We start from the raw sequence: 25,720 nt of genomic DNA on the forward strand, positions 1-25,720 counted from the left end.
ATCTCAGGATATTCACCGGCGTTAGGAACTCCCTCCCCTGCGGAACAATACGGTACGTCGTCCCGTATCGCGCTTGATTTCACATCCATCCTCAAAAAACAATGCAGGATAACGGATGTTATGCCATTGTCATTATAGCACTGAACGCCGCTTCTCCACAAGATGTTTTATGATGATTCTTCCATATATGGAAACGGAACGGCGCATCTCTATCGCTCCGTTCCGTCCGGTTGATTGTTCTTATGATTTGTTATTGTGTCGTGTCGTCACAGATAGCGCAGCCGCCTGTTCAGCGTCACGCCGAGCGCGGCGGCGGCAACCGCCTTGATGAGGTCGCCCGGGATGTACTGGACGAGCGCCATAAACGCGGCGACAAGCCCTGCGAACTTATCCCCAAAGAGGATGGTCAGCCAGAGCGTTGCGATGAGGTAGGTGACGGGTACGCTCACGAGCGTACCGACAAGCGCATAACGCGTAAAGGACGGCTCGCTGCCCTTGCCCATACTCATGAGGGTGTACGCGAGCAGAAAACCGATGAAGAATCCGCCGCGCGGCCCCATGATGATGCCGAGCCCGCCGACGCCGCCCGCGAACACGGGCAGCCCGATCGCACCGAGCACGGTGTACCCCACGAGGACGACTGCCGTCTGGCGCGGTGTTAAGACAAGCGCGGCAAGACACATGACGAAGGTCTGCATCGTCAGCGGCGCCATGAACGGCACGGGGATCGCAATGTACGCGCTCACGCAGATCAGCGCAATGCAGAGTGCCATGCGCGTGGTATTGCGTACGGAAAAGAATTTATCATCGCGTGTTGTCATGAGAATCGCTCCTTTTCGTTGGTATTTTACAGCGAATGGAGAGATTCGTCAACTTGTTTTATAGAATCGGTAGACATCACTCCATGAGGAAGTTTTTACTGACAAAACAGATGTTTCTATGCTATACTGTTGATGTTGCTTCCCCCATACTGGCAACAGAAAGGGGTGTTGATTTTGGAGCTACTCACCATTTTTACTATTTCTGTCGCAGCAAATGTAACCTCGTACTACATTTGCAAATGGCTGGACAGACGATGAGCTAAGCAACCAGCATAGGGCTTGAGCCACCCTCGCAAGAACGGCATAGAAAATCCCGGCAGTTCGCACCTGCCGGGATTTTTGTTGATTTCGAAACCCTCACCAAGATTTCTTATAGAAAGTATAACACGTTACAGCGTCAAATGCAAGCGCTCAGCTGCTCAGCTGCTCCAGCCGCGAGAGGTCGACCTCCTCGTGAACTTCCTCGACGGTCTCCTGCTCGGACTCGTCTGCGACCTGCGGCGCAAAATCGACAATTTCGAGGTTGCGGTAGCGGGTCATGCCCGTGCCTGCGGGGATGAGCTTGCCGATGATGACGTTCTCCTTCAGCCCGACGAGCGGATCGATCTTCCCCTTGATTGCCGCATCCGTGAGGACGCGCGTGGTCTCCTGGAACGATGCCGCCGAGAGGAAGGAGTCCGTCGCGAGCGATGCCTTCGTGATGCCGAGCAGGATGGGCTTCGCCACGGCGGGCTCGCCGTCCTCCTCGATTGCCTTGGTATTCGCCGCCTCGAACGCATTGATCTCGATGTATTCACCGGGCAGGAACTCTGTCGTGCCCGACTCCTCGATCTTGACCTTGTGCAGCATCTGCCGCACCATGACCTCGATGTGCTTGTCGTTGATCTCAACACCCTGCGACTTGTAGACCTTCTGCACCTCGTAGACGAGGTAACGCTGGGTCGCCTGCAGACCGCAGACGCGCAGGATGTCGTGCGGGTTGACCGAGCCCTCGGTGATCTTGTCGCCGATCTTCATCTCCATCCCGTCGCGCACCGCCATGCGTGCACCGAACGGTACGGCGTACTCACGCGGTACGCCGCCCTCGGGCGTGATCGTGACCGTACGCATCCCCTTGCCGGTGTCGTCGATGTGGGCGACGCCCTCGTTCTCTGCGATGATGGCGTTGTGCTTGGGTTTGCGCGCCTCAAAGAGTTCCTCGACGCGCGGCAGACCCTGCGTAATATCGTCGCCCGCAACGCCGCCCGAGTGGAACGTACGCATGGTGAGCTGTGTGCCCGGCTCGCCGATGGACTGCGCGGCGATGATGCCGACCGCCTCGCCGATCTCGACTTCCGCCTGATTGGCGAGGTCGCGCCCGTAGCATTTCATGCAGACGCCGAACTGCGATTTACACGTGAGGACGCTGCGGATGGATACGCGTTTACGCATCCCCTCGATGCGCTTCGCCAGTGCCTCGTCCACGGGGTCGTTGATCCGGGCGATCACCTCGCCCGTCGCCTCGTCCACGATGTCCTCGGCAAGCACGCGGCCGACGATGCGGTCGGCAAGCGACTCGATGACACCCGTGCCCTCGGTGATTGCCTCGACCTCAATGCCACGCACGTTGTTGTTGCGGATGTGGAGTTCGTGCAGTTCCGAGTCGATGATGGCTTCCACCATCTTGTCCGTGAGCAGATCGCCCTCGGCGGCAAGCATCGTGCCGTCGTCCAGAGCGGCATCGCGCACGACTTCCTTGCCGCTGAGTTCGCGGACAATCGCTGCGCGTGCCTTTTTGCGCTTCTTTGCGTCCGGCTCGCCGAGTGTGATGCTCTCCGTGACCATTGCATTGCTGACGACGCCCTCCACGCTCACAGAGGAGCCGCGCACCATGATCTCGCGGATGTCGCGCTCGCCGATGGTCTCAAGGACTTCATCGTCAAGAACGGTGTCCTGCGGATAGAGAACATCCTTCGTCTCGGGATCGTAGATCGCCATAGCGAGAAGCCGCCCCGCAAGGCTCTCAACGAGGAGTTCGAGTGCGTCAAATGCGGACTCCGCGAGCCGTGCGCGAATCTGCATGAGGTTGATCGCGGAGACATCGCAGTCCTCCTCGCGGACGATGACATCCTGTGCCACATCGACAAGGCGGCGCGTCAGATAGCCCGAGTCCGCCGTGCGGAGCGCCGTATCGGCAAGCCCCTTGCGTGCGCCGTGGGAGGAGATGAAGTAGTCGGAAACGGTGAGCCCCTCGCGGAAATTCGCCGTGATCGGCAGGTCGATGATCTTGCCCGACGGGTCTGCCATGAGTCCGCGCATCCCCGCGAGCTGGCGCATCTGCTGCTTGTTGCCGCGTGCGCCCGAGTCTGCCATCATGAAGATGGGGTTGAACGGATCCATGTTGTCCATCATCGCGTCCGCGACATCGTCCGTCGCCTTCGTCCAGAGCTGAACGACTTTTTTGTAGCGTTCATCCTCGGTGATCAGACCACGCGCATACTGGCGCTCAACCTTGTTGACCTGTCCCTGTGTCTCTCCGATGATCTCCTTCTTCTTCGGCGGCACAATGACATCGGAGACGGCGACCGTCATGCCCGCGATGCAGGCGTAGTGGTAGCCGAGATTTTTCACATTGTCGATGACCTCGGCGGTCTTGGTCGCGCCGAAATGATCGTAGCAGTTCGCGACGAGCTTGCCGAGCTCCTTCTTGTTCATGAGAACGCCGAGACTCCACTCCCCCGTTTCCGTATCCTGTCGATAATGGCGGAGCTCCTCGGGCAGGATCTCACTGAAAATGAGGCGGCCGAGCGAACTGCGGACGAGGCCGTAGCCCGCCACCTGTACGCGGATCTCCGCCTGCAGGTCAAGCACCTTCTCCTGATAGGCGAGCAGGGCCTCCGCAATGCCGGTGAACACCTTGCCCTCGCCCTTTGCACCGGGCCGCACCTTCGTGAGGTAGTACGAGCCGAGCACCATGTCCTGTGAGGGGACGATGATGGGCTTGCCGTCCTTCGGCGCAAGGATGTGGTTCGCCGCGAGCATGAGCACGCGCGCCTCGGTCTGCGCCTCTGCCGACAGCGGCAGATGGATCGCCATCTGGTCGCCGTCAAAGTCTGCGTTGTACGCCGTACACGCCAGAGGGTGCAGCTTGAGCGCACGTCCCTCGGTGAGAACAGGCTCGAATGCCTGAATGCCGAGACGATGGAGCGTCGGTGCGCGGTTGAGCAGCACGGGATGCTCCTTGATGACATCCTCCAGCACGTCCCAGACCTCGGGACGCGCACGCTCCACCATGCGCTTTGCCGACTTGATGTTGTGCGCCGCGCCGTCCGCCTGGAGTTTCTTCATGACAAACGGCTTGAAGAGTTCGAGCGCCATTTCCTTCGGCAGTCCGCACTGATGCAGTTTCAGCTCGGGGCCGACGACGATAACGGAGCGCCCCGAGTAGTCGACGCGCTTGCCGAGGAGGTTCTGACGGAAACGACCCTGCTTGCCCTTGAGCATATCCGAGAGGGACTTTAGGGCGCGGTTGCCGGGTCCCGTGACGGGGCGGCCGCGGCGGCCGTTGTCGATGAGCGCGTCCACCGCCTCCTGCAGCATCCGCTTCTCGTTGCGCACGATGATGTCGGGCGCACCGAGATCGAGCAGACGGCGCAGACGGTTGTTGCGGTTGATGACACGGCGATAGAGATCGTTGAGGTCGGAGGTCGCGAAACGGCCGCCGTCGAGCTGCACCATCGGGCGCAGATCAGGCGGAATGACCGGCACGACATCCATAATCATCCACGAAGGTCTGTTGCCGGATTTCCGGAACGCCTCGACCACCTCCAGACGGCGGATCGCACGCACCTTCTTCTGTCCGGAGGTCGTACGCACGTCGCTGCGGAGCTGCTCGCTCATCTTTTCGAGATCGAGCTCTTCGAGCAGTTCCTTGATCGCCTCCGCGCCCATGCCGACGCGGAACGTATTGCCATACTTCTCCAGCGCATCGTGATACTCGCGCTCGGAGAGGAGTTCTTTTTTCTTGAGGTCGGTTTCGCCCGCATCAATGACGATGTAGTAGGCGAAGTACAGGACTTTTTCGAGCGAACGCGGGGATATATCGAGGATGAGCCCCATGCGGCTCGGGATGCCCTTGAAATACCAGATGTGCGAGACGGGCGCAGCAAGCTCGATGTGCCCCATGCGCTCACGGCGCACCTTCGCACGCGTCACCTCGACACCGCAGCGGTCGCAGACGACCCCCTTGTAGCGGATGCGCTTGTACTTGCCGCAGTGGCACTCCCAGTCGCGCGTCGGGCCGAAGATGCGCTCGCAGAACAGACCGTCGCGCTCGGGTTTGAGCGTGCGGTAGTTGATGGTCTCGGGCTTCTTTACCTCGCCGTACGACCACGCACGAATTTTATCGGGGGAAGCGAGTCCGATCCGCATTGAGTCAAAATTGTTTACATCCAGCAACAGATGCCACTCCCTTCAAGGAATCGCTGATAAAATGAAGTCTTTCAGATTGGCGATAGATTTTTCGTCCTGGCAAGGAAACAAACCGGACGCATAGTCGCTGTGCTATGTGGAGGATTTGTTGACACAGGCAGGGCGAAAAAGATGCGCCAAGATGATGGGCTGAATTTATCAGTGCTTCCTTATAAGTCATCCTCATTCGGCGCGTCGATGTCGTCGAGCCCGCCGCGCATCAGGGATTCCACATCGTCAACCGGATCATCCGCGCCGTCGATATGGGCGATGAGATCCGCCTCGTCGAGGGTCTCCTCCTCCGCTGCGTCCTCCTCATCGTAGGAGTCGGCGGGGGGAGGAGGCGGGTTGCCGCTCTCGTCCACGCCCTCCACGTCGAGATCGAGCGAGCGCGCCTTTTCCCCGATGTCCTCGTCCTCCTCGTCGCGGATCGCAATTTCCTTCGCATCCTCGTTGAGCACCTTGATGTCGAGACCGATTGCCTGCAGTTCCTTGATGAGCACCTTGAACGACTCGGGAACGCCCGGCTCGGGGATGTTGTCGCCCTTGACGATGGATTCGTATGCCTTGACACGACCCACGACATCGTCGGACTTCACGGTCAGAATTTCCTGCAAGGTGTATGCCGCGCCGTACGCCTCAAGCGCCCAGACCTCCATCTCGCCGAACCGCTGTCCGCCGAACTGTGCCTTGCCGCCCAGAGGCTGCTGGGTGACGAGCGAGTACGGTCCCGTGGAACGCGCGTGAATCTTATCATCGACGAGGTGGTGCAGCTTCAGCATATAGACGCAACCGACCGTGACGCGGTTCTCGAACGGCTCGCCCGTACGCCCGTCGTAGAGCACCGTCTTGCCGTCGTCGGGCAGTCCCGCCGCGCGGATCGTACCGAATACATCGTCGTCGCCCGCACCGTCAAAGACGGGGGTCGCGATGTGGATGCCCGCCACATCGGGGATGGGCATCCCGTTTTTATCAAAATCATAGCCCGCCGCACGGAGGTCGCTCTCCACCTGCGGATCGCCCGCCTTGATGCGCTGACCGAGCACGCGGCACGCCATGCCGAGATGTGTTTCAAGCACCTGCCCGATGTTCATACGCGACGGAACGCCGAGCGGGTTCAGCACGATGTCCACAGGCGTACCGTCGGGCAGGAACGGCATATCCTCCTGGCGCATGATGCGCGAGACGACGCCCTTGTTGCCGTGACGGCCGGACATCTTGTCGCCGACCGAGATCTTGCGCTTCTGCGCGATGTAGACGCGTACGAGGCGGTTCACGCCCGGCGGGAGTTCGTCGTTGTTCTCGCGCGTAAAGATTTTCACGTCGATGATCTTGCCCGCCTCGCCGTGCGGCACGCGCAGCGAGGTGTCGCGCACCTCACGCGCCTTCTCGCCGAAGATCGCACGCAGGAGACGTTCCTCCGCCGTCAGCTCCGTCTCGCCCTTGGGCGTGACCTTGCCGACGAGGATGTCGCCGGGGCGCACATCCGCACCGATGGAGATGATGCCGTCCTCGTCGAGATCCTTGAGCGCGTCCTCCGCAACGTTCGGGATGTCGCGCGTGATCTCCTCGGGTCCGAGCTTTGTATCGCGTGCATCGCACTCGTACTCCTCGATGTGGATCGAGGTGTAGAGATCACGCTTGACGAGATTTTCGCTGAGGAGAATCGCGTCCTCGTAGTTGTAGCCCTCCCACGGCATATAGGCGACGATGATGTTGTAGCCGAGCGCCAGCTCGCCGCTGTCGGTCGAGGGGCCGTCCGCGATGGGCTGCCCCTCCGTCACGCGGTCGCCGACGTAGACCAGAGGTTTCTGGTTGATGCACGTCGCCTGGTTCGATCGGACAAATTTTTGCAGTTTATAGCGGTCAAATGCGCCCTCGTCCGAGCGGACGGTAATCGCATCCGCCGTGACCTCCGTGACCTCGCCGCTGTGCTTTGCGAGCACCATCACGCCCGAGTCGCACGCCGCCTTGTACTCCATGCCCGTCCCGACCAGAGGTGCCTGCGTCCGCAGGAGCGGCACTGCCTGACGCTGCATGTTCGCGCCCATGAGCGCACGGTTCGCATCGTCGTTTTCGAGGAACGGGATCATCGCCGTTGCGATGGAGAACACCTGACGCGGCGACACGTCCATATAGTCCACGCGGTCGCGCGGGTGCAGCCCCGTCTCCTCGTGGCAGCGCGCCGTAACGCGCTCGTTGACGAAGAACTCATGTTCATCCAGCGGCTCGTTCGCCTGTGCGATGATGAGCTCGTCCTCCTCGTCCGCCGTCAGGTAGCGCACCTCGTCCGTCACGCGGCGGTGCTCCTTGTCCACACGGCGGTACGGGGTCTCCATAAAGCCGAACCGGTTCACGCGTGCATAGTTTGCGAGTGAGCCGATGAGGCCGATGTTCGGACCTTCGGGGGACTCGACCGGGCACATACGCCCATAGTGCGAGTTGTGCACGTCGCGCACCTCAAAGCCCGCACGCTCACGCGAGAGACCGCCGGGGCCGAGCGCTGAGAGACGGCGCTTGTGAGTAAGCTCCGAAAGCGGGTTGTGCTGATCCATAAACTGCGAGAGCTGTGAAGATCCGAAGAACTCCTTCACCGCCGCCACGACGGGGCGGATGTTGATGAGCCCCTGCGGCGTGATGCTCTCCGTTTCCTGGATCGACATACGCTCGCGCACGACGCGCTCCATACGCGAAAGGCCGATGCGGAACTGGTTCTGCAGCAGCTCGCCGACCGCACGCACGCGGCGGTTGCCGAGGTGGTCGATGTCGTCCGTATTGCCGAATCCGTCCATAAGCCCGAGGAGATAGCTGATCGCCGCCATCACATCCTCGCGCGTCACCGTGCGGAACTGGTAGTCCCGCGTCGGCGCACAGAGCATCCGATGGATCTCGCCGTCCTTTTTCTGCACGTCAAAGGCGACGATCTCGCCCTCGCCGAAAAGCGCCGTCTCGCGCTCCGCGCTCACGGCATCCACCATGTCCTGTGTAATCGCCTCGCCCTTCGGGAATACGATCTCGCCCGTCTCCTTGTCAATGACGGGATTTGCCAGCACCTTGCCCAAGAGACGGCGGCGCCAGCCGAGTTTTTTCGTCAGCTTGTAGCGGCCGACCGTCGCCAGATCGTAGCGGCGCGGGTCAAAGAACAGCACCTCCAGGAGCTGCCGCGCATTGTCCTCGTTCGCGGGCTCGCCCGGACGCAGACGGCGATAGATCTCTATGACCGCCTTGCCGCGCGTCTTGACCTCGTCCGTGTCGCGCTCAAGCGTCGTGAGGATGCGCGGATCATCGCCAAAGAGCGCACGGATCTCATCGTCCGACTCGTAGCCGAGCGCACGAATGAGGTAGGTCACAGGCATCTTGCGCGTGCGGTCAATGCGCACGGACACGACATCGTTCGCATCCGTCTCGAGCTCGATCCACGCGCCGCGGTTCGGGATCATCGTCGCGTTGAACAGTTCCTTGCCCGTCGTGTCGATCTCGACCCCGTAGTACGTACCGGGCGAGCGGACAAGCTGACTGACAATGACGCGCTCCGCGCCGTTTATAATGAAGGTTCCCGTATCCGTCATGAGCGGGAAATCGCCCATGAATACCTCCTGCTCCTTGATCTCGCCCGTCTCACGGTTCACAAGACGCACATTGACACGCAGAGGAGCCGCATAAGTCACATCGCGTTCCTTGCACTCGTCGAGATCGTACTTCGGCTCACCGAGCGCGAACGATTCAAACGAAAGGATGAGATTCCCCGAGAAATCCTGAATGGGTGAGATGTCGCGGAAGATCTCCGCGAGCCCCACCTCCAAAAACCACCGGTAGCTCGTGCGCTGGATGTCGAGGAGATGCGGCATCTCCATAACTTCCTTGATACGCGCGTAGCTGTACCGGGTGCGACGGCCGACCGACACAGGATTGAACATGAACGCTGTCACCCTTTCGCTGGATTATCGTATGGTGATTTGTGCGTCGGAATAAAAAGACACAAAAAGAACAAGGCAACGATCTGAATACCTTGCTCTGTTGTTCCTTTCTAACACGAGCCGTGAAGGCTGCGGGTCACCGATAAAAGCTGCACAAATTTGACAGACTTTATTGGTCGGCGATCTCCTTTTCCTCCCCGAAAAAAAGCGCACAAATCCCCATTCTTATTCAATAGGTCATTGTATGATACTACATTCAAAAGCCCCGTGTCAAGGGGTATTTTTAGTTTTACCTGACTTTCTGTCAAAAACACATATTGTATGCTATACTGTTCATGCTACTCTCCCCGACACTCAAGTAGCGGAGGGGTGATGTCATGTCAGTTCGTACCTTTGCGCAGGCTGTCATAGCAAGTATAATAGCCTATTATATTTGCCAGTGGCTAGACAGCTGCCTTCGTTGAGTAGCTAGCCCGGGGAATCGCTGATAAAACGAAGTCTGTCAGATTGGTGCAGATTTTTTGTCCTGTCAAGGAGACAAACCGGACGCATAGCAAAGGCTATGTGGAGGATTTGTCGACAAAGACAGGGCGAAAAAGATGCGCCAAGATGGCACGGCTGAGTTTATCAGTGCTTCCCTAGATTGAGCACGCCCTATAAATGTGCGAGAAGCCCCCGTGAAGAATCTCCAGTTCTTCGCGGGGGCTTCGTCGTTTGTGACGTCTATGTCAGTCCGTGTTTGCCTACGCATAGTATAGCACAGTGCACTTCGGATTTCAAGAAGAACGTCTCACGTGTGTTTATTCTTCTGTGTAGGTTTGTCAATCATATGTTACACAAGAGAGAAGCGGAGAAAGCGTCTCACGAGGAGACTTCCATCCGAGGGGACGCATCGGAAAATTGTAATCCCACCATATTTAAGCACGATCACAGCAGCCCCCAAGTTGAATTTATCAGCGCTTCCTTACCCCTCATACCGATGGGCAAAGCAAAGGCGTTTCAGCCCCAGCAGAGCACAGGCTCCCGCCGCCGTGATGCCGTAGAAGTGAACCTCCGGCTGAACATCCAGATAGTCCACGATGGTTCCATTGGAAAGCGTACTGCCCGTGCAAAGGATGATGTCGGCATAGTTTTTGACGATGTCCTCTTTTACCGCAGGGTCGGCACCATTTTCGATCTGAATGCCGTATTTGATCTGCCCGATGTTCTGCGGATTCAAGTCCATGACGCGAACCTCATAGTTGGAGTTCGCCAACATCTCCACCATCGCCGGCTGAAAGCCCACCTGTCCGATGCGCTTGACACGGGGATAGAACTCATCCAGATATGCGCGAATATCCACCGCACATTGTTCCGGGCCGTCGTTGCGGCAGTGACGTGTTCCGATACAGAGACCGACCGCGCCCATGACGGCGTTGAGCGTCGCCAGGAAGAGACTCCGCGCATATCGGTCGCCGCACAGATCCATGGTCAGCACATCCTTCAGCCTGCCGTGGTACTCTGCGGGCGCATCCGTAAATGCCTGCCCCTTGCACCCCCGATACTCCGCCTGTAGCATCACATCCTTGCCCGTCAGAATCGGGAAATCCTTGCGCTTCGTATGACTGCCGATCGCCTCCTCCGGCGTCAGCGAGCGGCAGGTAATATCGACCGCATCATCCTCGATATGATACCGCCGCAAGACCTCGCCAAAGCGGCTGCGCAGCCGTCCAAACAACTCTTCTTTCGTCATGTTGCTTCTTCACTCATTTCGTAATCCCGAGGAACTTTTTTGTCGCCTCGTTCCAAGGGTGCGTAAACAGCTCCTTTGCAGGGACGATTGCCTGCATCGCGCCATGCAGCAGAATCCCGACGCGGTCGGCGAGCTCCGCCGCCTCGTGAAAATCATGGGTGACAAACGCAATCGCGCAGTGATACTCCGCTCGAATCCGACGGATCATCTCATACATGGACTCCTTTGTCACCGGGTCGAGTGCTGAAAACGGCTCATCCAGCAGCAACAGCGACGGATGTGTAATGAGCGCCCTCGCCAGAGCCGTACGCTGCTGCTCGCCGCCGCTCAGTGTCGATGGATACTGTGTGAGCAGGTGACGGATGCCGAACTGCTCCGCAATCTCCTGCACCCGTTCCCTGCAAGCTGCGCCGCTCACCTTCTTCATCCGCAGACCGTACGCGATATTCTCCGCCGCCGTCATGTGCGGAAACAGGCAGTACTCTTGATAGAGATAGCCGATCCTTCGCTCATGCAGGGCAAGCTCTCTCATATCCCGCCCGTTCAACAGCACCGCACCGGCATCCGGCGGGTGAAATCCCGCCATCAGCTCCAACAGCATCGTCTTGCCGGATCCGGTCTGCCCGATGATCGCAAGCACCTCATCCGCCCCGATGGCAAAGCGCACCGGCTGCAGGTGAAATGCCCCCCGTGTCAGTGCGGCATCCCTGACCTCCAGTATGATGTCAGCCTCCGGCTGCATAGCGTCTCCGCATCCCCTCTCGTCCCGTCAATAGATTGGATGCAGCCAGGGAGAGCCCTGACAAGAGCAGCAGAACAAAAGCGCTTGCCATGGCACTGTCCAGATCATTGCTGCTCACATTCAGATAGATATTGCCCGGCAGCGTCTCCGTTTTCATCCGCGTCACCCCCACCAACATCAGTGTCGCACCGAACTCGCCCAACGCACGCGACCAGATCAGCACCAGAGAGCCGATCAAGGCGTTGCGGCACAGCGGCAGCAGGATCGTTCGGAATCGCTGCCACGGCGATGCGCCGAGCAGCCCCGCCACCAACTCCATCTTATGATCCACCCCCTGCAGTGCCATTACACAGAGCTTGATCGCAAACGGGAGATTCACAACAAGCTGCGCCATGATGATCCCGTTGGTATCAAATACCACCGGCAGCCCCGCCGCCTTCAGTTCCTTGCCGAGCGGCGACGAAAACAGAATCAGCAGACTAAGCCCCAACACAATGTACGGCAGGGACATCGTCAGCTCCAAGATCACCTCGACCACACGCCTGCACGGCAGCTGCTCCCGCGTGAGCATATACGCCGTCGGAACGGCAAGGAGAAAACAGAGCACCGTGGAAATACTGGCGCACCGCACACTGAGCATCAGCGCGAATTGGTTCTCCGCATCCGAAAGATGCTGCGGCAGCGTCCGCAGGCCATCCAACAGGATAATGGAAATATTGCCGCCAATGAGTGCAAACACCAACAGCGTTATGAAAAGACAGAGCAGCAGGAACGGATCAACCCCCGATTTTCTCATGAGGCAAGTTCATAGCCGAACGATTTCCAGATTTCATGGGCTTCGTCACTATCCAAGAACGTCGAAAAAGCATCCGCCGCCCGATTGTCGGACCGGAACTTCAGACGCGCCGCCGGAATCGTCTTGATGTACGGTTTCAGATCATCCGTCGAAACAATGTCCACGCCATCCCCGCAGTTCTCCTTCCAAAGAATTGCGGCATCCGCCTCCTGCATGGAGAGGAGCGTCGCCATCTGGGGTGCCGTCGTCGTGGTCGACGTGATATTCAGCGCCTCCTTGATCCCCGCATCCTGAAACGCCTTTTCGGACAGCTTTCCGATTGCCGTCGATTGGGCATCGCCCATCACCACGCGGACATCCCCTCTCGTCAGGGACTTCAGGCTGTCGATCCCCTTCGGATTCCCCTTGCTGACTGCCAGAACGGGAATGTGTCGGACGAGCGGCTTGCTCTCCTTCACGGATTCCTGCACCGGCTTTACCTCCTGCTCAGAGCCCGCGATAAAGAAATCGCCTTCCTGCGATGTCTTGATCTGCGTCTGGATCTGCGCTGCATTCGCATAGGTTACCTGCACATCGCAGCCGGTCTTTTCCCGAAACGCATCCGCAATCTTCTGGAACGGCTTCTGCATCCCCGCACCACAGTAGATGCGCAGCACCTGCCCCGTCAGGTTCTCCGTCTCTGCAGCCACCGGCGAGGATGCTGTCGTACTGCTCGAAGGCTGCTCCGCTGTCCCCCCACAGCCGACAACGTTCAAAGCCACAGCCGACATCAACCCAAAGACAAGCAATTCTTTTTTCCAACGCATCGCAAAACATCCTCCTATACATAAAAAAGACACGCCCTTGAAGGACGTGCCTACGACACACAAAAACAGGCAGATGACATCCATCTGTCGCAGATATTCCTTCTCAAGCACGGAAAGCCAGTTCGTTTCCGAGCTGACTCGGGAGCCGAAGCTCCGGCAACCACCACATATACGAACAGTACACAGCGATGATTGCTTGGAACAATATGTATTTGACGACAGTATAGTAAAAACATTAGAGAAATGCAAGGATAAATTACTCCGATATGGAGCGCGGCAAATTGCAAGTTTAATTGGCGCAAGACCTCGTTAAATTTGGGCAAATTATATCATCGGGGCATACATATCGTTTGCTGTCTTATATGGGAAGAAATCTGCGCAGCATCCGATGCCCGTTTTCATTGCCTCCACACAAGCGTACGCCTACTCTTTTGCGTCAATTTATTTTACAACTTACACACCAATATCCCCGCCGACACAGACCGTGCGCGTGCCGATCTGTCCGATGTGCACAGGCAGCCCGTAGAGTGCGGTCATACCCGCCTCGTCGATAACCTCCGCCGCCGCGCCGTGCTTCCAGAGAGTCTTATCTTTTAAGATAAGTGTTTCCGCAGCAAGATAAAGCGCATGATCTGGAAAGTGCGTCGTCATCAGGATGCCAATGCCCTGCGCGTGGAGACGCAGGACGAGATCGAGGAAGCGGTGCGCGTTGCCGAAGTCGAGGTGCGCCGTCGGCTCGTCGAGGATAAGAAACGCAGGGCTTTGCGTAAGTGCCGCCGCGAGCAGGACGAGCTGGCGCTCGCCGCCCGAGATGTTCGTATAGGGCTGCTCCGCGAGATGAGCGATGCCGAGAAAACGCAGATGATGCAGGGCGATCTCCGCCTCGCGCGTCCCGGGCGAACCGAAGTAGCGCATGTGCGCCGTGCGCCCCATCATGACGACATCGAGCACGCGGAAGGGAAAGGTCGGCGTGTGATTCTGCGGGATGTAGGCGATCTTTCGCGCGAGTTCCCGCTGTCCGTACGCGCTGCGCTCCTTCCCATCGAGGAGCACGCGCCCCGTGCCACCGTGCTCGCCCACGATACATTTCAGCAGGGTGCTCTTGCCAGTGCCGTTCTTTCCAAGAATGCAGTAGATCCCCGTGCCCGCGAGGGAGAATGTCACATTCTCCAAGATCGTGCGCTGTGCATCATAGGAAAAGCCCAACTGCTCTACGTCCAGTCTCACCAGCGCACCTTCTTTCTCAGGATGAAGTAAATGAAGATCGGAATACTCACGATGCCCGTAATGACACCAATCGGAATCTCAAGTGCCGTCAGTGTGCGGCAGAGGTCGTCGATCACAAGCAGATAGACAATGCCGAGCGATGCGGACACGGGCATCAGCCGCCGAAAGTCGGGGCCGACGATCATGCGCGCGAGATGCGGGATGACGATGCCGACCCAGCCGATAATGCCCGAAATACTCACAACAAGTGCCGTGACAAGCGTCGCGGCAAGAATGATGATGGCGCGGTCACGTCGGACGGCAACGCCCATCGACTGTGCCTCCTGCTCGCCCATGCTGAGGATGTTGATGCGCCAACGATAGAGGAACAGCAGCGTCAGTGCCGCAAGATACGCGGGCAGGATGAGCAGCAGCCCATCGAACTTGACACTTGCGAGCGAGCCCATGAGCCAGTAGACGATCTGCGGCAGCTTCTCCTGCGGGTCGGCGGTGAATTTTAAGAGTGCCACGAGCGAGGAGAAAAACGCGCTCACGAGCATTCCCGAGAGAATCATCGTGACGGACGCGCCGCGCTTATGCCCCGCGAGGAGGAACGTCAGCCCCACGGACACGATGCCGAACGCGAGTGCCGCCATCTGCACGCCCGCCGCCGGCAGCGACAGCACAATCGCAAGTGCAGCGCCAAAGCCCGCTCCGTTCGATACGCCGAGCGTATAGGGGCTCGCGAGCGGGTTGCCGAAAAGTGCCTGAAAGACGCCGCCCGCAACGGCAAGCCCGCAGCCCGCGACGACTGCGCCGAGGATGCGCGGCAGGCGCACGTCATAGATCATCGACACCTCCATCGCCGTCACGTCGGGCGGCAGAACGCCCGTGACGTCCGCAAGGAGAATCTGGTAGACGTGCGTCGGCGAGATATGATACGCACCGAGCGTCAGCGAGTAGAGGATGCACGCCAAAGGGAGCAGGACGAAAAGAATGCCCTGCCCCCCCATGACGTATTTACTTACGCGCGTCATTTCCGCACGATGCCGTCTGCGACCTTGCCCGTGAACGGCACGCCGTAGAACGTCTCATAGAACTTCTTCGCTCGCTCCATGACCACGTCCGCGCTCACCTTGTCCGGATAGAACATATGTGCAAGCCACAGCTCGCCGAGCGCGACCGAGTCCGCATCGGGGTTGCCCCACGGCTTTGCCCAGTACGGGGCTTCGATCACATTGCCGTTCTGCACCGCACGCAGCTGTGCGTAGGCGGGATCCGTCGTGAGTTCCTTGTAGATCTCGGGGTAGCGGTCCTGCGAGATGATGACCTCTGGATTCCACTTCGCGAGCGACTCGACGTTATACTCGCCGTTCCCCTGGATGTCCTTCGCTGCGGGGTTCATGCCGCCCGCACGCAGGAGCATGCAGCCGACGTACTTGTCGTTGCCGTAGACCATGTGCTTGCTGCTGACGGGGATCGCCGTCACGCGCTGATCGTCGGGAATGCTGCCAACCGCCTTCTCGACGATGGCACGGCTCTCCTCGGCAAACGCCCAGAGTTCCTTTGCCTTCGCGTCGCGCCCCGTGAGGTGTCCGAGAATCTCAATCGCACCGCGCAGCCCATCCGTATACGCCTTGTCCGCATTCGACAGGCGCGGGTTCTGCGCCTCCGCCTGCTTGCCCTCGCCGCGCAGCGAAATGACCGCAACGGGAATGCCCATCTCGCGCAGCTTTGCCGCCGAGCCTTGGTCGGACTGCGATGCGACGATCACGATGTCGGGCTTCAGCTTGGCAATCTCCTCGATGTTCGGCTGCGTGAGCGTACCCTGTGTCGGCATATCCTTGATCGCGGGCCAGATGTCCGCGATGTAGTCACCGAGGTCACGCTGCCACGTCGACTCGACACCGACGATCTTATCCTGCCCGCCGAGCTGGCAGATGATGTCGAGCGAGTGATGCTGCAGAACGACCATGCGCTCCACAGGTGCCTTCACCGTGACCTCGTTGCCCGCCTGATCGGTGAACGTGTAGCTCTCCGCTGCTGCGGGCTTCTGCTCCGCCGCCTGTTTTGCGTCCTGCCCGCAGCCCACAAGCAGTGCTGCCATAAAGACGGCGGCGAAAAGGGCGGTCAAGACACGCCGCAGGATGAATGTGTCTCTCATAAAATCTCCTTTCGTTTAGAAAAACCGCCCGACGATGGGTGTCATCGGGTGGTTCAGTGTGAAAATAATTCGTTTAGAAATTGAAATCTACACGCGCGAAGATTTTGCTCGCATCCTTATCGCCTTTGAGATCCTTGCCGCGGAAATACTCGACCTTGCCGACAACGTTCTTGAACGGAACGTAATGGAGACCGGCTTCCCAGCCCTTCTGTCCTGCGCTGATCGCGTTGTACGTCGGCTTGAACACAGCATTGCCACCAAGATTGCGGTAGGTGACAAACATCCCCCACGAGCCGACATCCGACTTCTTCGCGCCCTTGTACGAGAGCTGCACGCTGTCCGCCTTCTTATAGTGATCCGCCTCCGTGTTCTGCGCATATGCGCCCGAGAGGCTGACATTCTTATCAAAAGTATAGGTGCCGCCCACGGAGAAGATCCGTGCCTCGTCCGTCGAGCCGGAGTTCTTGTAGCCCGCCACGCGATACTTCTCGCTGTTCGCATGGTAGTAGCCAACGCCCGCATTGATCTTGCCGCTCTTGCCCGTCAGCTCGATCACCTGCACGTTCGCCGCAGGATCACTCGAAGTCCCCAGCTTGCTGACGCGCCCCGCTGCAACCTTTGCCCTCACGACGTTGCCGAAGCGCACCGTCGCGCCGGACATCGTCGGAGGATCGGAAACCATGCCGTTATCCACGTCGGAGAAGAGCGGCATCTGACCGAGGCGCACCTCGAACTTGCCGAACGTACCGATGGCATGCGCACGATCTACCTTGAAGTTTTCGCTGCCCTTCCCGTCGCCTGCATCCTTATCCATCAGATAAGAGCCCGTCAGACGCGCCGTCACCTTCCAGTTCTTGTTGACCTCAGCCGTCGGAAGCACGCGGAACATCGCCATATTCTGATTCGTACGCGCATTGCCATCATGACGATCACTTGTGTACTGATAGCGGAAGAAGCCCGTCCACTTCACCATATCGGCGTTCTTTTCGAGCTTCGCCACGCGCACGCCGAGATTGTTCAGTTCATCGGCGAACTCAGCGGCAAGGCGGTCGATGAGCGCCTTGTCCGAGACGGGAACGTTCTCCTTTGCCATCGCCTTTGCAACCATCTGCGCCATCTCATAGCGCGTGATGCTGCGGTCGCCGCGGTACGTGCCGTCGCCGTAGCCCTCGACCACGCCGTCCGCTGCGAGCTGCGTCACAGCGTCGTACGCCCAGTGGTCACGCGGAACATCACTGAACGGATTCGCCGCCGCAAACGTCGTCGATGCTGCGCCAATCGTGAGTGCTGTGGCAAACGCCGCAACAAGATTCTTCTTCATAAGATAAAACAGTCCTTTCTTCGCGAGGAGTCCCCGCTGTCCTAAAATATATTGCTGCACTGCCGCAGAGAGTTCTGGAACAGTGCCGACAAGCAATGAAACAATTACTTCGCAGGTGCTTCGCCCTTGATGATGCGCTGTGCATCCGCCTCGCTCAGATCATAGTGGAGGAAACGCTTGTAGAAGTCCACCGTCTCCTTCACGAGATCGACATCGGCAAAGAGCTGCGGCTGGATGGTCTGTGCCGCCCAGAGGAGCTGCAGAGCAGACTCGGCGCTGTAGCGATCCCAGTTGAACGTGCCAACGGGGTTCGCATAGATGCGCCCGTTCCTCACCGCCTTGAGGCTCGACCACTGCGGATCGTTCTTGATCGCCTCAATGCCCTTCGCGGACTGCGTGCCGCCGATGATGATGATGTCGGGATCCGCCTTGAGGACTTCCTCGATGGTCGTCTTGATCTGCGGCCCCTTCGCCGTGATGGCATTCCTGCCGCCGCCATAGCGAATCCACTCGTCAATGATCGTATCCACGCCATCCACCTTGAAGAGGTCGTCGCCGCCGACAATGTGGAGCACGACGGGGCGTTCGGCATCGCTGAGCTTCTTCGTGCGCTCATCCGTAAACTTCGTTTTCTCGTCGAGGTAGGAGAGGTATGTCTCCGCATTCTTCACGGCATCGCCGCCGAGCACATCGCCCGTGATCTTCACAACCTTGCGCAGCCCGTCATAGGTCGCGAAGTTGACACGCACCGCCGTATAGCCGTTCTTGCGTGCCGTCTCGATCTGCTCCTTGTTGCTCGCAAGCACGACCTGCGGCTTCTCCTTCTCAACCTCTTCCCAGTTCACATCCGTGCCCTTGACGGGTGCGGAGATCTCCGCAATGCGCGGATAGACCTGCGCGAACCACGGGAGCCCCTGCACGTTCTTCGTCGTCGTGACGAGCTTGTCCGCGCCGCCGAGGAGCAGCACGACCTGATTGTTCGCGTGCCAGAGGTCGGCGATGCGCTCGACGTTCGCGGGGATCTTGACCTCCGTGCCGTCGATGTCCGTGACTGTGCGCGCCCTTTCCTGTTTGCCCTGCGCAGCGTTCTCCGTCCCGCAGCCCACGAGTGCTGCAAGCACCATGATGAGTGCCAGCAGCGCAATGAGATTTTTCTTCATTGCATACATCCTTTCATCTGAAAACCTGAAAATTTATTGTGAGCGTGTAATCCCCCGTAGCGAACCCTAGTGGAACAAGCGGGAAAAGCACACGTTCTGCCCCCTGCGGATTTTATTCGTTCAAGCGAAGCGCGTTTGGAATCCGCAGGTATTTAGGCAGATAAGTGTGCGACCGCTTGTGCAACGAGGCGTTCGCGAGGGGGATGCACGACATACTACAGCCGCGGAATCACGCAGACCGTACGCCCCACATTGTCGCTGTGGAAAAGGCTCAGCTTCGTTCCGTACAGTTCCTCCAGATGCGATGCCCGTACCTCGTCCACGGATTCGTAAAAATCCATATGTGTGCCGAAGCAGAGCGCGACGCGGCTGTTCAGCAGCAGCGCCTGCTCGGGCAGATGCGTTGTAAAGACCACACCGTAGCCCTTTGCACGCAAGTTGTCGATGGTCTGTAGGACGAGCACCTGATTGCGCACATCGAGCGCCGCCGTCGGCTCGTCCATGAGGATCAGCCTCGTATTTTGAAGCAGTGCGCGCCCGATGGCGACCAGCTGCCGCTGCCCGCCGCTGAGTTCCCTGCACTGGCGGTTGCGGATGTGCGCGATGCCCAGTTCCTCAAGAATCACATCCGTCTGCCCGTAGTCCGCCTTGCTCGGTGCGGAGAACATCCCCGTGCGCACCGTCGCACCGAAGGACACATAGTCGCGCACCGTGAACGAACTCTCTGCGCTGATAATCTGCGGAACGAACGCGATCTCCCGCGCACGCTCGCGCGGCGACATTGCATAGATGTTGTGTCCGTTCGTATAGATGCGTCCCTGTGTCAGCTCCTGAAAGCCCATCAGGCACGCGAGGAGCGTGGACTTGCCGACACCGTTGCGCCCGAGGAGCGCAAGCACCTCGCCACCCTTGATCGAGAACGAGATATGCTCGAAGATGTACGGCGCATCCGCGCGATAGCGAAACGAGCCGTCGTCGAGCCAAAGCATTGCGCGCTCCATCAGAAATACCTCCGCTGGCGGTAGAGAATCCACGCGAAGAACGGTGTGCCGACAAAGCCGCAGAGAATCCCGAGCGGCACCTCTGCCGAGGTCAGCGTGCGTGCAAGGAGATCGGCGAGCATCAGGAAGGATGCCGCGAGTACCGCCGTTGCGGGCAGGAGCTGCGCGTGGTTGCCGCCGACGAGCATCCGCGCCAGATGCGGCAGGATCAGGCCGATCCACCCAATCGTCCCGCTCAGGCATACCGCCGATGCCGTGAGGAGTGTCGCGAGCGCGATCACGGCAAGCCGCTCACGGTTCACATTCACGCCGAGACTCGCCGCCTCCTGATCCGAGAGCGAAAGCACATTCATGCGCCAGCGCATTGCAAGCAGCCCCGCGAGCGTGAGGACGATGATCGGCGTGACGTAGAGCAGGTTGTCCCACGAGACCTTTGCGAGGCTGCCGAGCTGCCAGTAGACAATATCCGCGAGCTCCGTATCGGGGTCGGCGAGGTATTTCAGCAGACCGATCACCGCCGCCATAAAGCCCGACACGATGATGCCGCAGAGCACGAGCACGATGCGTGAGCGGCTCTGCACGAGCTTCGGCAACATAAGCGTCATCGTAACCGCCGCAATGCCGCCGAGGAATGCCGCGACCGCCGTGCCGCCGAGCGTCAGATGCGCGAGAATCGCAAGGCACGCGCCCACGCTCGCGCCCTGCGAGACACCGAGGAGGTCGGGCGATACGAGATCGTTGCGGAAGACCCCCTGATACGCCGCGCCCGACACCGCGAGCGCAACACCCACGAGAATGTCGCCGAGCACGCGCGGCAGACGGATCACCATGACCACGTTATACATCGACGCGTCCCACGTGATCGGTAGTTCGATAAAATTCGACGCGAGAATTGCCACCACCTGATCAAACGGGACGTAAAACCGCCCCACCGAAAGTGAGAGGACGAAAAACAGCACAGCGAGCACACTGCCCGCCGCCATCATACGCGCATACTGCCCCATAAAGCCCCTTTCCCGTTCCGCAAATCTCCAAATTTTCCCAACAAAAAATGCCCGCCGGAAAATCCGGTGAGCAATTACAGCGCACAAAAAGAGCGCAGTCCTCCCCCTGCCGGTTTTCCTTTGCAATGCAGACAAATGTCTGCGGGCAGGGAAGGACGTTTCCATACCTTCCCCCGCGACCGCGATCCCCACCGCAGTCAGGCCGACGCACCATAGCATACGCCACAGGTACGGCAGCTCGAAAAACTGAAAAACAAATGTAGTTTGTATGAGTATAGCATGAGATTCAAAATAATACAATGAGAAAAATCACTGTATTGCCCCTGCCAAACGTCCATCTTGCAAAAGGCGGCGTGCTCATGTAAAATGGAATAAGATTGGTATGATTTGAATTTATAGGAGGTATCTTATGTTTCTGATACGATGCACGCACGCGATGCGCACCGTCCTCGCTGCGGCGATGCTGGGCGTACTCGCACTCACGAGCGGCTGTTTCAGCGGCGATGTGGACGTCGTCATCAACGAGGACGGCAGTGCCGACCTCAAGACCACGCTCATCAGCGTGCCGATGCTCGCCGAGATCGTCGAGCAGAGCAAGACAGCGACGACGGCAAAGAATCCGGATGCGCAGGTCACGCCCGTAACGAAGGAGAATATGTCCGGCTACGAGATCACGGAGCACTACGCGACGGTCGAAAAGCTGTCGGAGAACGACTTCTTCAAGGCGAACGAGGGCAAAAACACGGGCATCACCGCGAACAAGAGCCTGTTCTACACGGACTACAACTTCGACCTGCTCTTTGAGGGCAGCCAGAACGGCGGCGGCGCGGGTGCGTTTGCGAGCAACATCACGTTCACGTATCAGATGACGCTGCCCGTCGCACCCACGAGCTCGAACGCCGACCGTTCGGAGGACGACGGCAAGCAGCTCACATGGAACCTCGGCAAGACCCTCGTAACAGGCGAGTCGTCCAAGATCGAGGTCGCGTTCCGCATCTGGAACAAGACGGCGATCATCGGCGCGGTCGTCCTTGTCGTCGTTCTCCTCGGCGCGTGCGCGTTCTTCTTCCTCCGCAGACGCAAGGAGACGGAGGAGGAGCCGCAGCAGGTCATTGAGGACGCTCCCATCGACGTAACACCGAACGAGACGAACGTCAAGAACTAAAGATTGGCAAGCAAAAACGAGGAGCCCCTGCAAACGTGCAAGGGTTCCTCGTTTTTTGTAAATGGGTATTGGGCTCAGTTGTAATGCCCGCGACAGGCGAAAATCGGACGAAAAAATCTACGCCAATCTGAGGGTCTATTTTATCAGCGATTCCTTTATTCTGTCCATATCAAAGCAAACGAAGGCATCGCCCCTCTCCGTTTGTTGTGGTCGCACTCTGAGCGGCGACACACGCGCGGTTCTATGGTCATTGTATCTGATTTGCGCAAAAAATCAATCCCATTAAACACACGTCAACCGCACTGCAAAATCAGGTGGACACGGTCGAAATTCCGTGCGGCAAGGTCTTCCTTCCGAATCCAGAAGTAGATCAGACCACAGTCGCCGTACATCAGCTCCGTATCCTCGTCCGTCACCGTCCCCATTTGCAGCAGCAATACCCAACGATCCACGGATGTTTCCACCGGATCCGCATCCTCCTCTTCGGGGCGCCGTGCGTGCACATCCCCCTCGATGTCTCTGCTGTAAAGCTCACACTCCGGCTCCATTTCGCCCTGAATCTCATCCGCATAGCCGAGCATCTTCATGGGATTGTCCTCGTGTGCGGCAGCATCGTATCCGAACTCCGCCCGCAGTTCGTTGTAGGTGTCCCAATCCACCTCTTTCCCGCTCCTGCGGCTGTATGCAAAGGACGACAGGAGACTGACGGCATCCGCAAACGTCAGTGCCTGTTCGCCCACGCTCCACTCCTTCGTTTCCGCCGGGATCTCCGTCGAAACAAGCTGCTCCGTCTCCGGAAAATAATAGACGCGCGCATAGCCCTTGTGCCCCGGTTCGAAGCCCCACTCCATCGACATGGTCTCATAGAAGAAGCTGAGCACGCCCGTCTTCGGCAGGAGCCCCGTGCGGTCGTACTGCGCGGCTTCGCCAAGGTTGATCTGGGCGAGAAAGGCAAGCGGACGGTTCTTCGTCACTCCCTCGAAGTCCGTTCCCTTATAGTACGGCCAGGCAAAATCTGCGGGCAGGTCGGGCGTTCCGTAGAACTTGCTTGCCCCGACGGGAAGTTTTTTCTGCGAAGGATGATGTGTAATCACAATCTCCCGCCGCTGTGTGCGTTCAAAGAACGCCGTCACCGCACGGCGCAGACATTCCCGCTCCGCTTCAACTTCGCGCACGAGCTGTTCCACGCTCATAGAAGCGGGTTCCTCCGCATACCAGCCGTGCCTGTTTTCAACCGCCTCTTTGCACCGTTCCGTCATCCCGCCGGGCTTGCCAAAGAAGACGCGCTCGATCTCCGCCTTGCCCGCCGCATCATGCTCCGCCGCTTCCAAATATTGCAGAGCCAGACGCAAAGCACAAAGTTTCGGATAACGATTGACCGCAAAAAAGTACAGGGCATAGCCCATGCGGTAGTTCCAGAGCGCATCACGTGCGGATTCCGAAACCTCGTTCAGTGTCTTGATGGCATCGAAAAAGCTGCGCTCCTCGATGGATTCCTGCGCGGTCTTCATGCCGCTGCCTTCTTCACGCGGATATACTGCATCGCAAGAATCACGGCGAAGATGGCACACCCGATGATGTCGGTGGTGCCGCCGGGCTTTATCATGAACAGCCCCGCACCGATGAGGAGGATGCGCTCATACATGCGGCAGTGATCGGCAAGGAAGCCGCAGAGCGCGGAGCTGAGGGCGATCATGCCCGCGAGTGCGGAGAGTGTCGCCATAACGAGGGCGAACGGCGTCGCGTCCACCATCAGAATCACGGGGGACAACACGAAGATGTACGGGATGATGAACGCCGCAATCGCGAGTTTCGACGCGTGTACGCCGGTTCTCAGCGCATTTCCCCCGCTGATGCCCGCCCCTGCGTAGGCGGCGAGCGCGACGGGCGGGGTCACGTCCGCGATGATGCCGAAGTAGAACACAAACATATGCGCCGCGAGGATGGGTACGCCCATCTGGACGAGTGCGGGCGCGGCAATGGTCGAGGTGATGACATAGTTCGCCGTGGTCGGTACGCCCATGCCGAGGACGATCGCCGTAATCATGGTGAAGAACATCGCGGGCAGGAGCATCCCTCCCGCCATCTCGATCAGTCCCGAGGCGAGGCGCAGTCCGACGCCCGTCTTGGTGACGACACCGATGATGATGCCCGCCGCCGCACAGGCGATGAGCACGCCGAGCACCGCCTTTGCCCCGCGCTCCAGCCCGTAGACGATCTCAATCGGCTTCATGCGCGTAGATTTCCGCAGCATGGCACAGGTGATGGAGAGGAAAATGGCGACAAGCGCCGCACGCATGGGCGTATACCCCGAGACGAGGAGATAGACGATAACGACGAGCGGGATCGCGAGATGGCCGCGCTCCTTTAGGAGGGTCAGGGGATTCGGCAGTTCGCTGCGCGGGATTCCTTTGAGGTTCTTGCGCTTTGCCTCGAAATGCACGCCGAGCCACACGCCCGTAAAGTAGAGGAGCGCAGGGATCGCCGCCGCCTTGACGACCTCGATGTAGGACACGCCGACGAACTCCGCCATGAGGAACGCCGCCGCCCCCATGACGGGAGGCATGAGCTGCCCGCCCGTGGATGCCGCCGCCTCGACCGCGCCCGCGAAGTTCGGATGGTAGCCGAGCTTTTTCATCATCGGGATGGTGAGCGAGCCCGTACCGACGACGTTTGCGACGGAGCTGCCCGAAACCGTTCCCATGAGGCCGCTTGAAAGCACGGCGACCTTCGCAGGGCCGCCGCTCGCCCAGCCCGCGACAGCGTTGGCAAGGTCGATGAAAAACTTGCCGAGCCCCGTGCTCTCAAGGTACGCGCCAAAGAGGATGAACAGGAAGATGAACGTCGAGGACACGCCGAGCGGGATGCCGAAGATGCCCTCCGTCGTATAGTAGAGGTGACTGATGAGCTGTTCGGGCGAAAGTCCTCTGTGCGCGAGCACACCCGGCATATACGGACCGAGGAAGGCATACGCGAGGAAACAGAGCACGACCGTCACCATCGGCAGCCCCACGACGCGCCGTGCCGCCTCGATGACGAGCAGGATGCCGATCCCGCCCACGACAATATCCGCCGTCGTAGCAGAGCCCGCACGCGTCACGAGTTCGCGGTACTGGACGACGATGTAGGCGGGTGCCGCCGCGCCGAGGACAGCAAGGAGCACGTCGATCGGGTGGAAAAAGTGATCGCGCGTCCACGCACGGCGGCAGGGATAGAGCAGATATGCGAGCGAGAGTCCGAAACCGAGGTGAACGGCACGCTGCAGCTGTGCGTCGAGGATGCCAAAGGTCGCCGTATAGAGCTGAAAGATGGAAAATGTGATGGCAATGGCGGCGATGATTTTCTGCGGCAGCCCTGCATAGTGGGCGGTGTTTGATTCGCGGTCGTATTTTTTGAGGACTGCTTCGGCAGTCTTGTGATCGGTCATAGAGAGTTC

18 protein-coding genes and 2 riboswitches are annotated in these 25,720 nt (G+C 59.0%); of the genes, 2 read left to right on the forward strand and 16 right to left on the reverse strand.

All coding sequences use genetic code 11. From position 1 onward, the window contains the following. Positions 1 to 266 precede the first annotated feature (266 nt). The 3 genes from QU667_RS10195 to rpoB form a co-directional block, all read right to left on the reverse strand. A complete protein-coding gene (locus QU667_RS10195; protein ID WP_304987067.1) occupies positions 267 to 821 on the reverse strand; it encodes a biotin transporter BioY in 555 nt (184 codons plus the stop codon). A gap of 411 nt (positions 822 to 1,232) precedes the next feature. After that, positions 1,233 to 5,231: a DNA-directed RNA polymerase subunit beta' gene (rpoC, locus tag QU667_RS10200; protein ID WP_304988452.1), complete on the reverse strand. Its 3,999-nt coding sequence runs from the start codon at positions 5,229 to 5,231 to the stop codon at positions 1,233 to 1,235. A 209-nt stretch (positions 5,232 to 5,440) separates the two neighbouring features. Beyond that, positions 5,441 to 9,187: a DNA-directed RNA polymerase subunit beta gene (gene rpoB, locus QU667_RS10205; RefSeq protein ID WP_304987068.1), complete on the reverse strand. Its 3,747-nt coding sequence runs from the start codon at positions 9,185 to 9,187 to the stop codon at positions 5,441 to 5,443. A 507-nt stretch (positions 9,188 to 9,694) separates the two neighbouring features. On the opposite strand from rpoB, the gene QU667_RS10210 reads away from it, so the two are divergent. Continuing rightward, positions 9,695 to 9,829 carry a secretion protein HlyD gene (locus QU667_RS10210; protein ID WP_304987069.1) on the forward strand — a complete coding sequence of 45 codons (135 nt, stop codon included), beginning with the start codon at positions 9,695 to 9,697 and terminating at the stop codon, positions 9,827 to 9,829. 322 nt (positions 9,830 to 10,151) lie between these two features. On the opposite strand, the gene QU667_RS10215 is transcribed toward QU667_RS10210, so the two are convergent. The 11 genes from QU667_RS10215 to QU667_RS10265 form a co-directional block, all read right to left on the reverse strand. Continuing rightward, positions 10,152 to 10,919: a Rossmann-like domain-containing protein gene (locus QU667_RS10215; RefSeq protein ID WP_304987070.1), complete on the reverse strand. Its 768-nt coding sequence runs from the start codon at positions 10,917 to 10,919 to the stop codon at positions 10,152 to 10,154. A 13-nt stretch (positions 10,920 to 10,932) separates the two neighbouring features. Next, a complete protein-coding gene (locus tag QU667_RS10220; protein ID WP_304987071.1) occupies positions 10,933 to 11,661 on the reverse strand; it encodes an ATP-binding cassette domain-containing protein in 729 nt (242 codons plus the stop codon). Further along, positions 11,645 to 12,457, reverse strand: a complete 813-nt coding sequence (locus tag QU667_RS10225; RefSeq protein WP_304987072.1) for an ABC transporter permease — start codon at positions 12,455 to 12,457, stop codon at positions 11,645 to 11,647. Before QU667_RS10225 ends, QU667_RS10220 begins: the two co-directional genes overlap by 17 nt. Then, a complete protein-coding gene (locus QU667_RS10230; RefSeq protein ID WP_304987073.1) occupies positions 12,454 to 13,263 on the reverse strand; it encodes a molybdate ABC transporter substrate-binding protein in 810 nt (269 codons plus the stop codon). Before QU667_RS10230 ends, QU667_RS10225 begins: the two co-directional genes overlap by 4 nt. Positions 13,264 to 13,343: 80 nt before the next feature. Further along, a riboswitch (molybdenum cofactor riboswitch) is annotated at positions 13,344 to 13,477 on the reverse strand. 239 nt (positions 13,478 to 13,716) lie between these two features. After that, the gene (locus QU667_RS10235; RefSeq protein ID WP_304987074.1) at positions 13,717 to 14,490 is read right to left on the reverse strand and encodes an ABC transporter ATP-binding protein; all 774 of its coding nucleotides are present in this window, start codon (positions 14,488 to 14,490) and stop codon (positions 13,717 to 13,719) included. Continuing rightward, complete coding sequence (locus QU667_RS10240; RefSeq protein WP_304987075.1) at positions 14,487 to 15,506, reverse strand: FecCD family ABC transporter permease; 1,020 nt, start codon at positions 15,504 to 15,506, stop codon at positions 14,487 to 14,489. Before QU667_RS10240 ends, QU667_RS10235 begins: the two co-directional genes overlap by 4 nt. Next, the gene (locus tag QU667_RS10245) at positions 15,503 to 16,633 is read right to left on the reverse strand and encodes an ABC transporter substrate-binding protein (RefSeq protein WP_304987076.1); all 1,131 of its coding nucleotides are present in this window, start codon (positions 16,631 to 16,633) and stop codon (positions 15,503 to 15,505) included. Before QU667_RS10245 ends, QU667_RS10240 begins: the two co-directional genes overlap by 4 nt. A 73-nt stretch (positions 16,634 to 16,706) precedes the next feature. Further along, complete coding sequence (locus QU667_RS10250) at positions 16,707 to 17,954, reverse strand: S-layer homology domain-containing protein (protein ID WP_304987077.1); 1,248 nt, start codon at positions 17,952 to 17,954, stop codon at positions 16,707 to 16,709. A gap of 104 nt (positions 17,955 to 18,058) precedes the next feature. Next, complete coding sequence (locus tag QU667_RS10255; RefSeq protein WP_304987078.1) at positions 18,059 to 19,114, reverse strand: ABC transporter substrate-binding protein; 1,056 nt, start codon at positions 19,112 to 19,114, stop codon at positions 18,059 to 18,061. A gap of 215 nt (positions 19,115 to 19,329) precedes the next feature. After that, positions 19,330 to 20,115 (reverse strand): ABC transporter ATP-binding protein, encoded by a 786-nt coding sequence (locus QU667_RS10260; RefSeq protein WP_304987079.1) that lies wholly within the window; start codon positions 20,113 to 20,115, stop codon positions 19,330 to 19,332. Then, positions 20,115 to 21,119: a FecCD family ABC transporter permease gene (locus QU667_RS10265; protein ID WP_304987080.1), complete on the reverse strand. Its 1,005-nt coding sequence runs from the start codon at positions 21,117 to 21,119 to the stop codon at positions 20,115 to 20,117. The genes QU667_RS10260 and QU667_RS10265 overlap by 1 nt, the downstream gene beginning before the upstream one ends. A 99-nt stretch (positions 21,120 to 21,218) precedes the next feature. Beyond that, a riboswitch (molybdenum cofactor riboswitch) is annotated at positions 21,219 to 21,375 on the reverse strand. Positions 21,376 to 21,528: 153 nt separating this feature from the next. Here QU667_RS10265 and QU667_RS10270 point away from each other — a divergent pair. Beyond that, entirely contained in the window at positions 21,529 to 22,284 is a 756-nt protein-coding gene (locus tag QU667_RS10270; protein ID WP_304987081.1) for a hypothetical protein, read from the forward strand. Positions 22,285 to 22,577: 293 nt separating this feature from the next. Here the strand turns inward: QU667_RS10270 and QU667_RS10275 are convergent, their stop codons facing one another. Continuing rightward, positions 22,578 to 23,795, reverse strand: coding sequence for a YwqG family protein (locus QU667_RS10275; protein WP_304987082.1), 1,218 nt, complete (start codon positions 23,793 to 23,795; stop codon positions 22,578 to 22,580). Next, positions 23,792 to 25,711 carry a TRAP transporter permease gene (locus QU667_RS10280; RefSeq protein WP_304987083.1) on the reverse strand — a complete coding sequence of 640 codons (1,920 nt, stop codon included), beginning with the start codon at positions 25,709 to 25,711 and terminating at the stop codon, positions 23,792 to 23,794. Before QU667_RS10280 ends, QU667_RS10275 begins: the two co-directional genes overlap by 4 nt. Positions 25,712 to 25,720 lie beyond the last annotated feature (9 nt).

The sequence above is a fragment of the Selenomonas dianae genome, from assembly GCF_030644225.1.
Taxonomy (GTDB): domain Bacteria; phylum Bacillota; class Negativicutes; order Selenomonadales; family Selenomonadaceae; genus Centipeda; species Centipeda dianae.

What these genes read in the sequence shown, in the direction of transcription:
- QU667_RS10275 (WP_304987082.1), bottom strand. Translation starts at nt 23,795, where the DNA reads ATGAAGACCGCGCAGGAATCCATCGAGGAGCGCAGCTTTTTCGATGCC.
- QU667_RS10220 (WP_304987071.1), bottom strand. Translation starts at nt 11,661, where the DNA reads ATGCAGCCGGAGGCTGACATCATACTGGAGGTCAGGGATGCCGCACTG.
- QU667_RS10260 (WP_304987079.1), bottom strand. Translation starts at nt 20,115, where the DNA reads ATGGAGCGCGCAATGCTTTGGCTCGACGACGGCTCGTTTCGCTATCGC.
- QU667_RS10240 (WP_304987075.1), bottom strand. Translation starts at nt 15,506, where the DNA reads ATGACGCGCGTAAGTAAATACGTCATGGGGGGGCAGGGCATTCTTTTC.
- QU667_RS10195 (WP_304987067.1), bottom strand. Translation starts at nt 821, where the DNA reads ATGACAACACGCGATGATAAATTCTTTTCCGTACGCAATACCACGCGC.
- QU667_RS10250 (WP_304987077.1), bottom strand. Translation starts at nt 17,954, where the DNA reads ATGAAGAAGAATCTTGTTGCGGCGTTTGCCACAGCACTCACGATTGGC.
- QU667_RS10280 (WP_304987083.1), bottom strand. Translation starts at nt 25,711, where the DNA reads ATGACCGATCACAAGACTGCCGAAGCAGTCCTCAAAAAATACGACCGC.
- QU667_RS10255 (WP_304987078.1), bottom strand. Translation starts at nt 19,114, where the DNA reads ATGAAGAAAAATCTCATTGCGCTGCTGGCACTCATCATGGTGCTTGCA.
- QU667_RS10265 (WP_304987080.1), bottom strand. Translation starts at nt 21,119, where the DNA reads ATGGGGCAGTATGCGCGTATGATGGCGGCGGGCAGTGTGCTCGCTGTG.
- QU667_RS10230 (WP_304987073.1), bottom strand. Translation starts at nt 13,263, where the DNA reads ATGCGTTGGAAAAAAGAATTGCTTGTCTTTGGGTTGATGTCGGCTGTG.
- rpoB (WP_304987068.1), bottom strand. Translation starts at nt 9,187, where the DNA reads ATGTTCAATCCTGTGTCGGTCGGCCGTCGCACCCGGTACAGCTACGCG.
- QU667_RS10245 (WP_304987076.1), bottom strand. Translation starts at nt 16,633, where the DNA reads ATGAGAGACACATTCATCCTGCGGCGTGTCTTGACCGCCCTTTTCGCC.
- QU667_RS10225 (WP_304987072.1), bottom strand. Translation starts at nt 12,457, where the DNA reads ATGAGAAAATCGGGGGTTGATCCGTTCCTGCTGCTCTGTCTTTTCATA.
- QU667_RS10215 (WP_304987070.1), bottom strand. Translation starts at nt 10,919, where the DNA reads ATGACGAAAGAAGAGTTGTTTGGACGGCTGCGCAGCCGCTTTGGCGAG.
- QU667_RS10270 (WP_304987081.1), top strand. Translation starts at nt 21,529, where the DNA reads ATGTTTCTGATACGATGCACGCACGCGATGCGCACCGTCCTCGCTGCG.
- rpoC (WP_304988452.1), bottom strand. Translation starts at nt 5,231, where the DNA reads ATGCGGATCGGACTCGCTTCCCCCGATAAAATTCGTGCGTGGTCGTAC.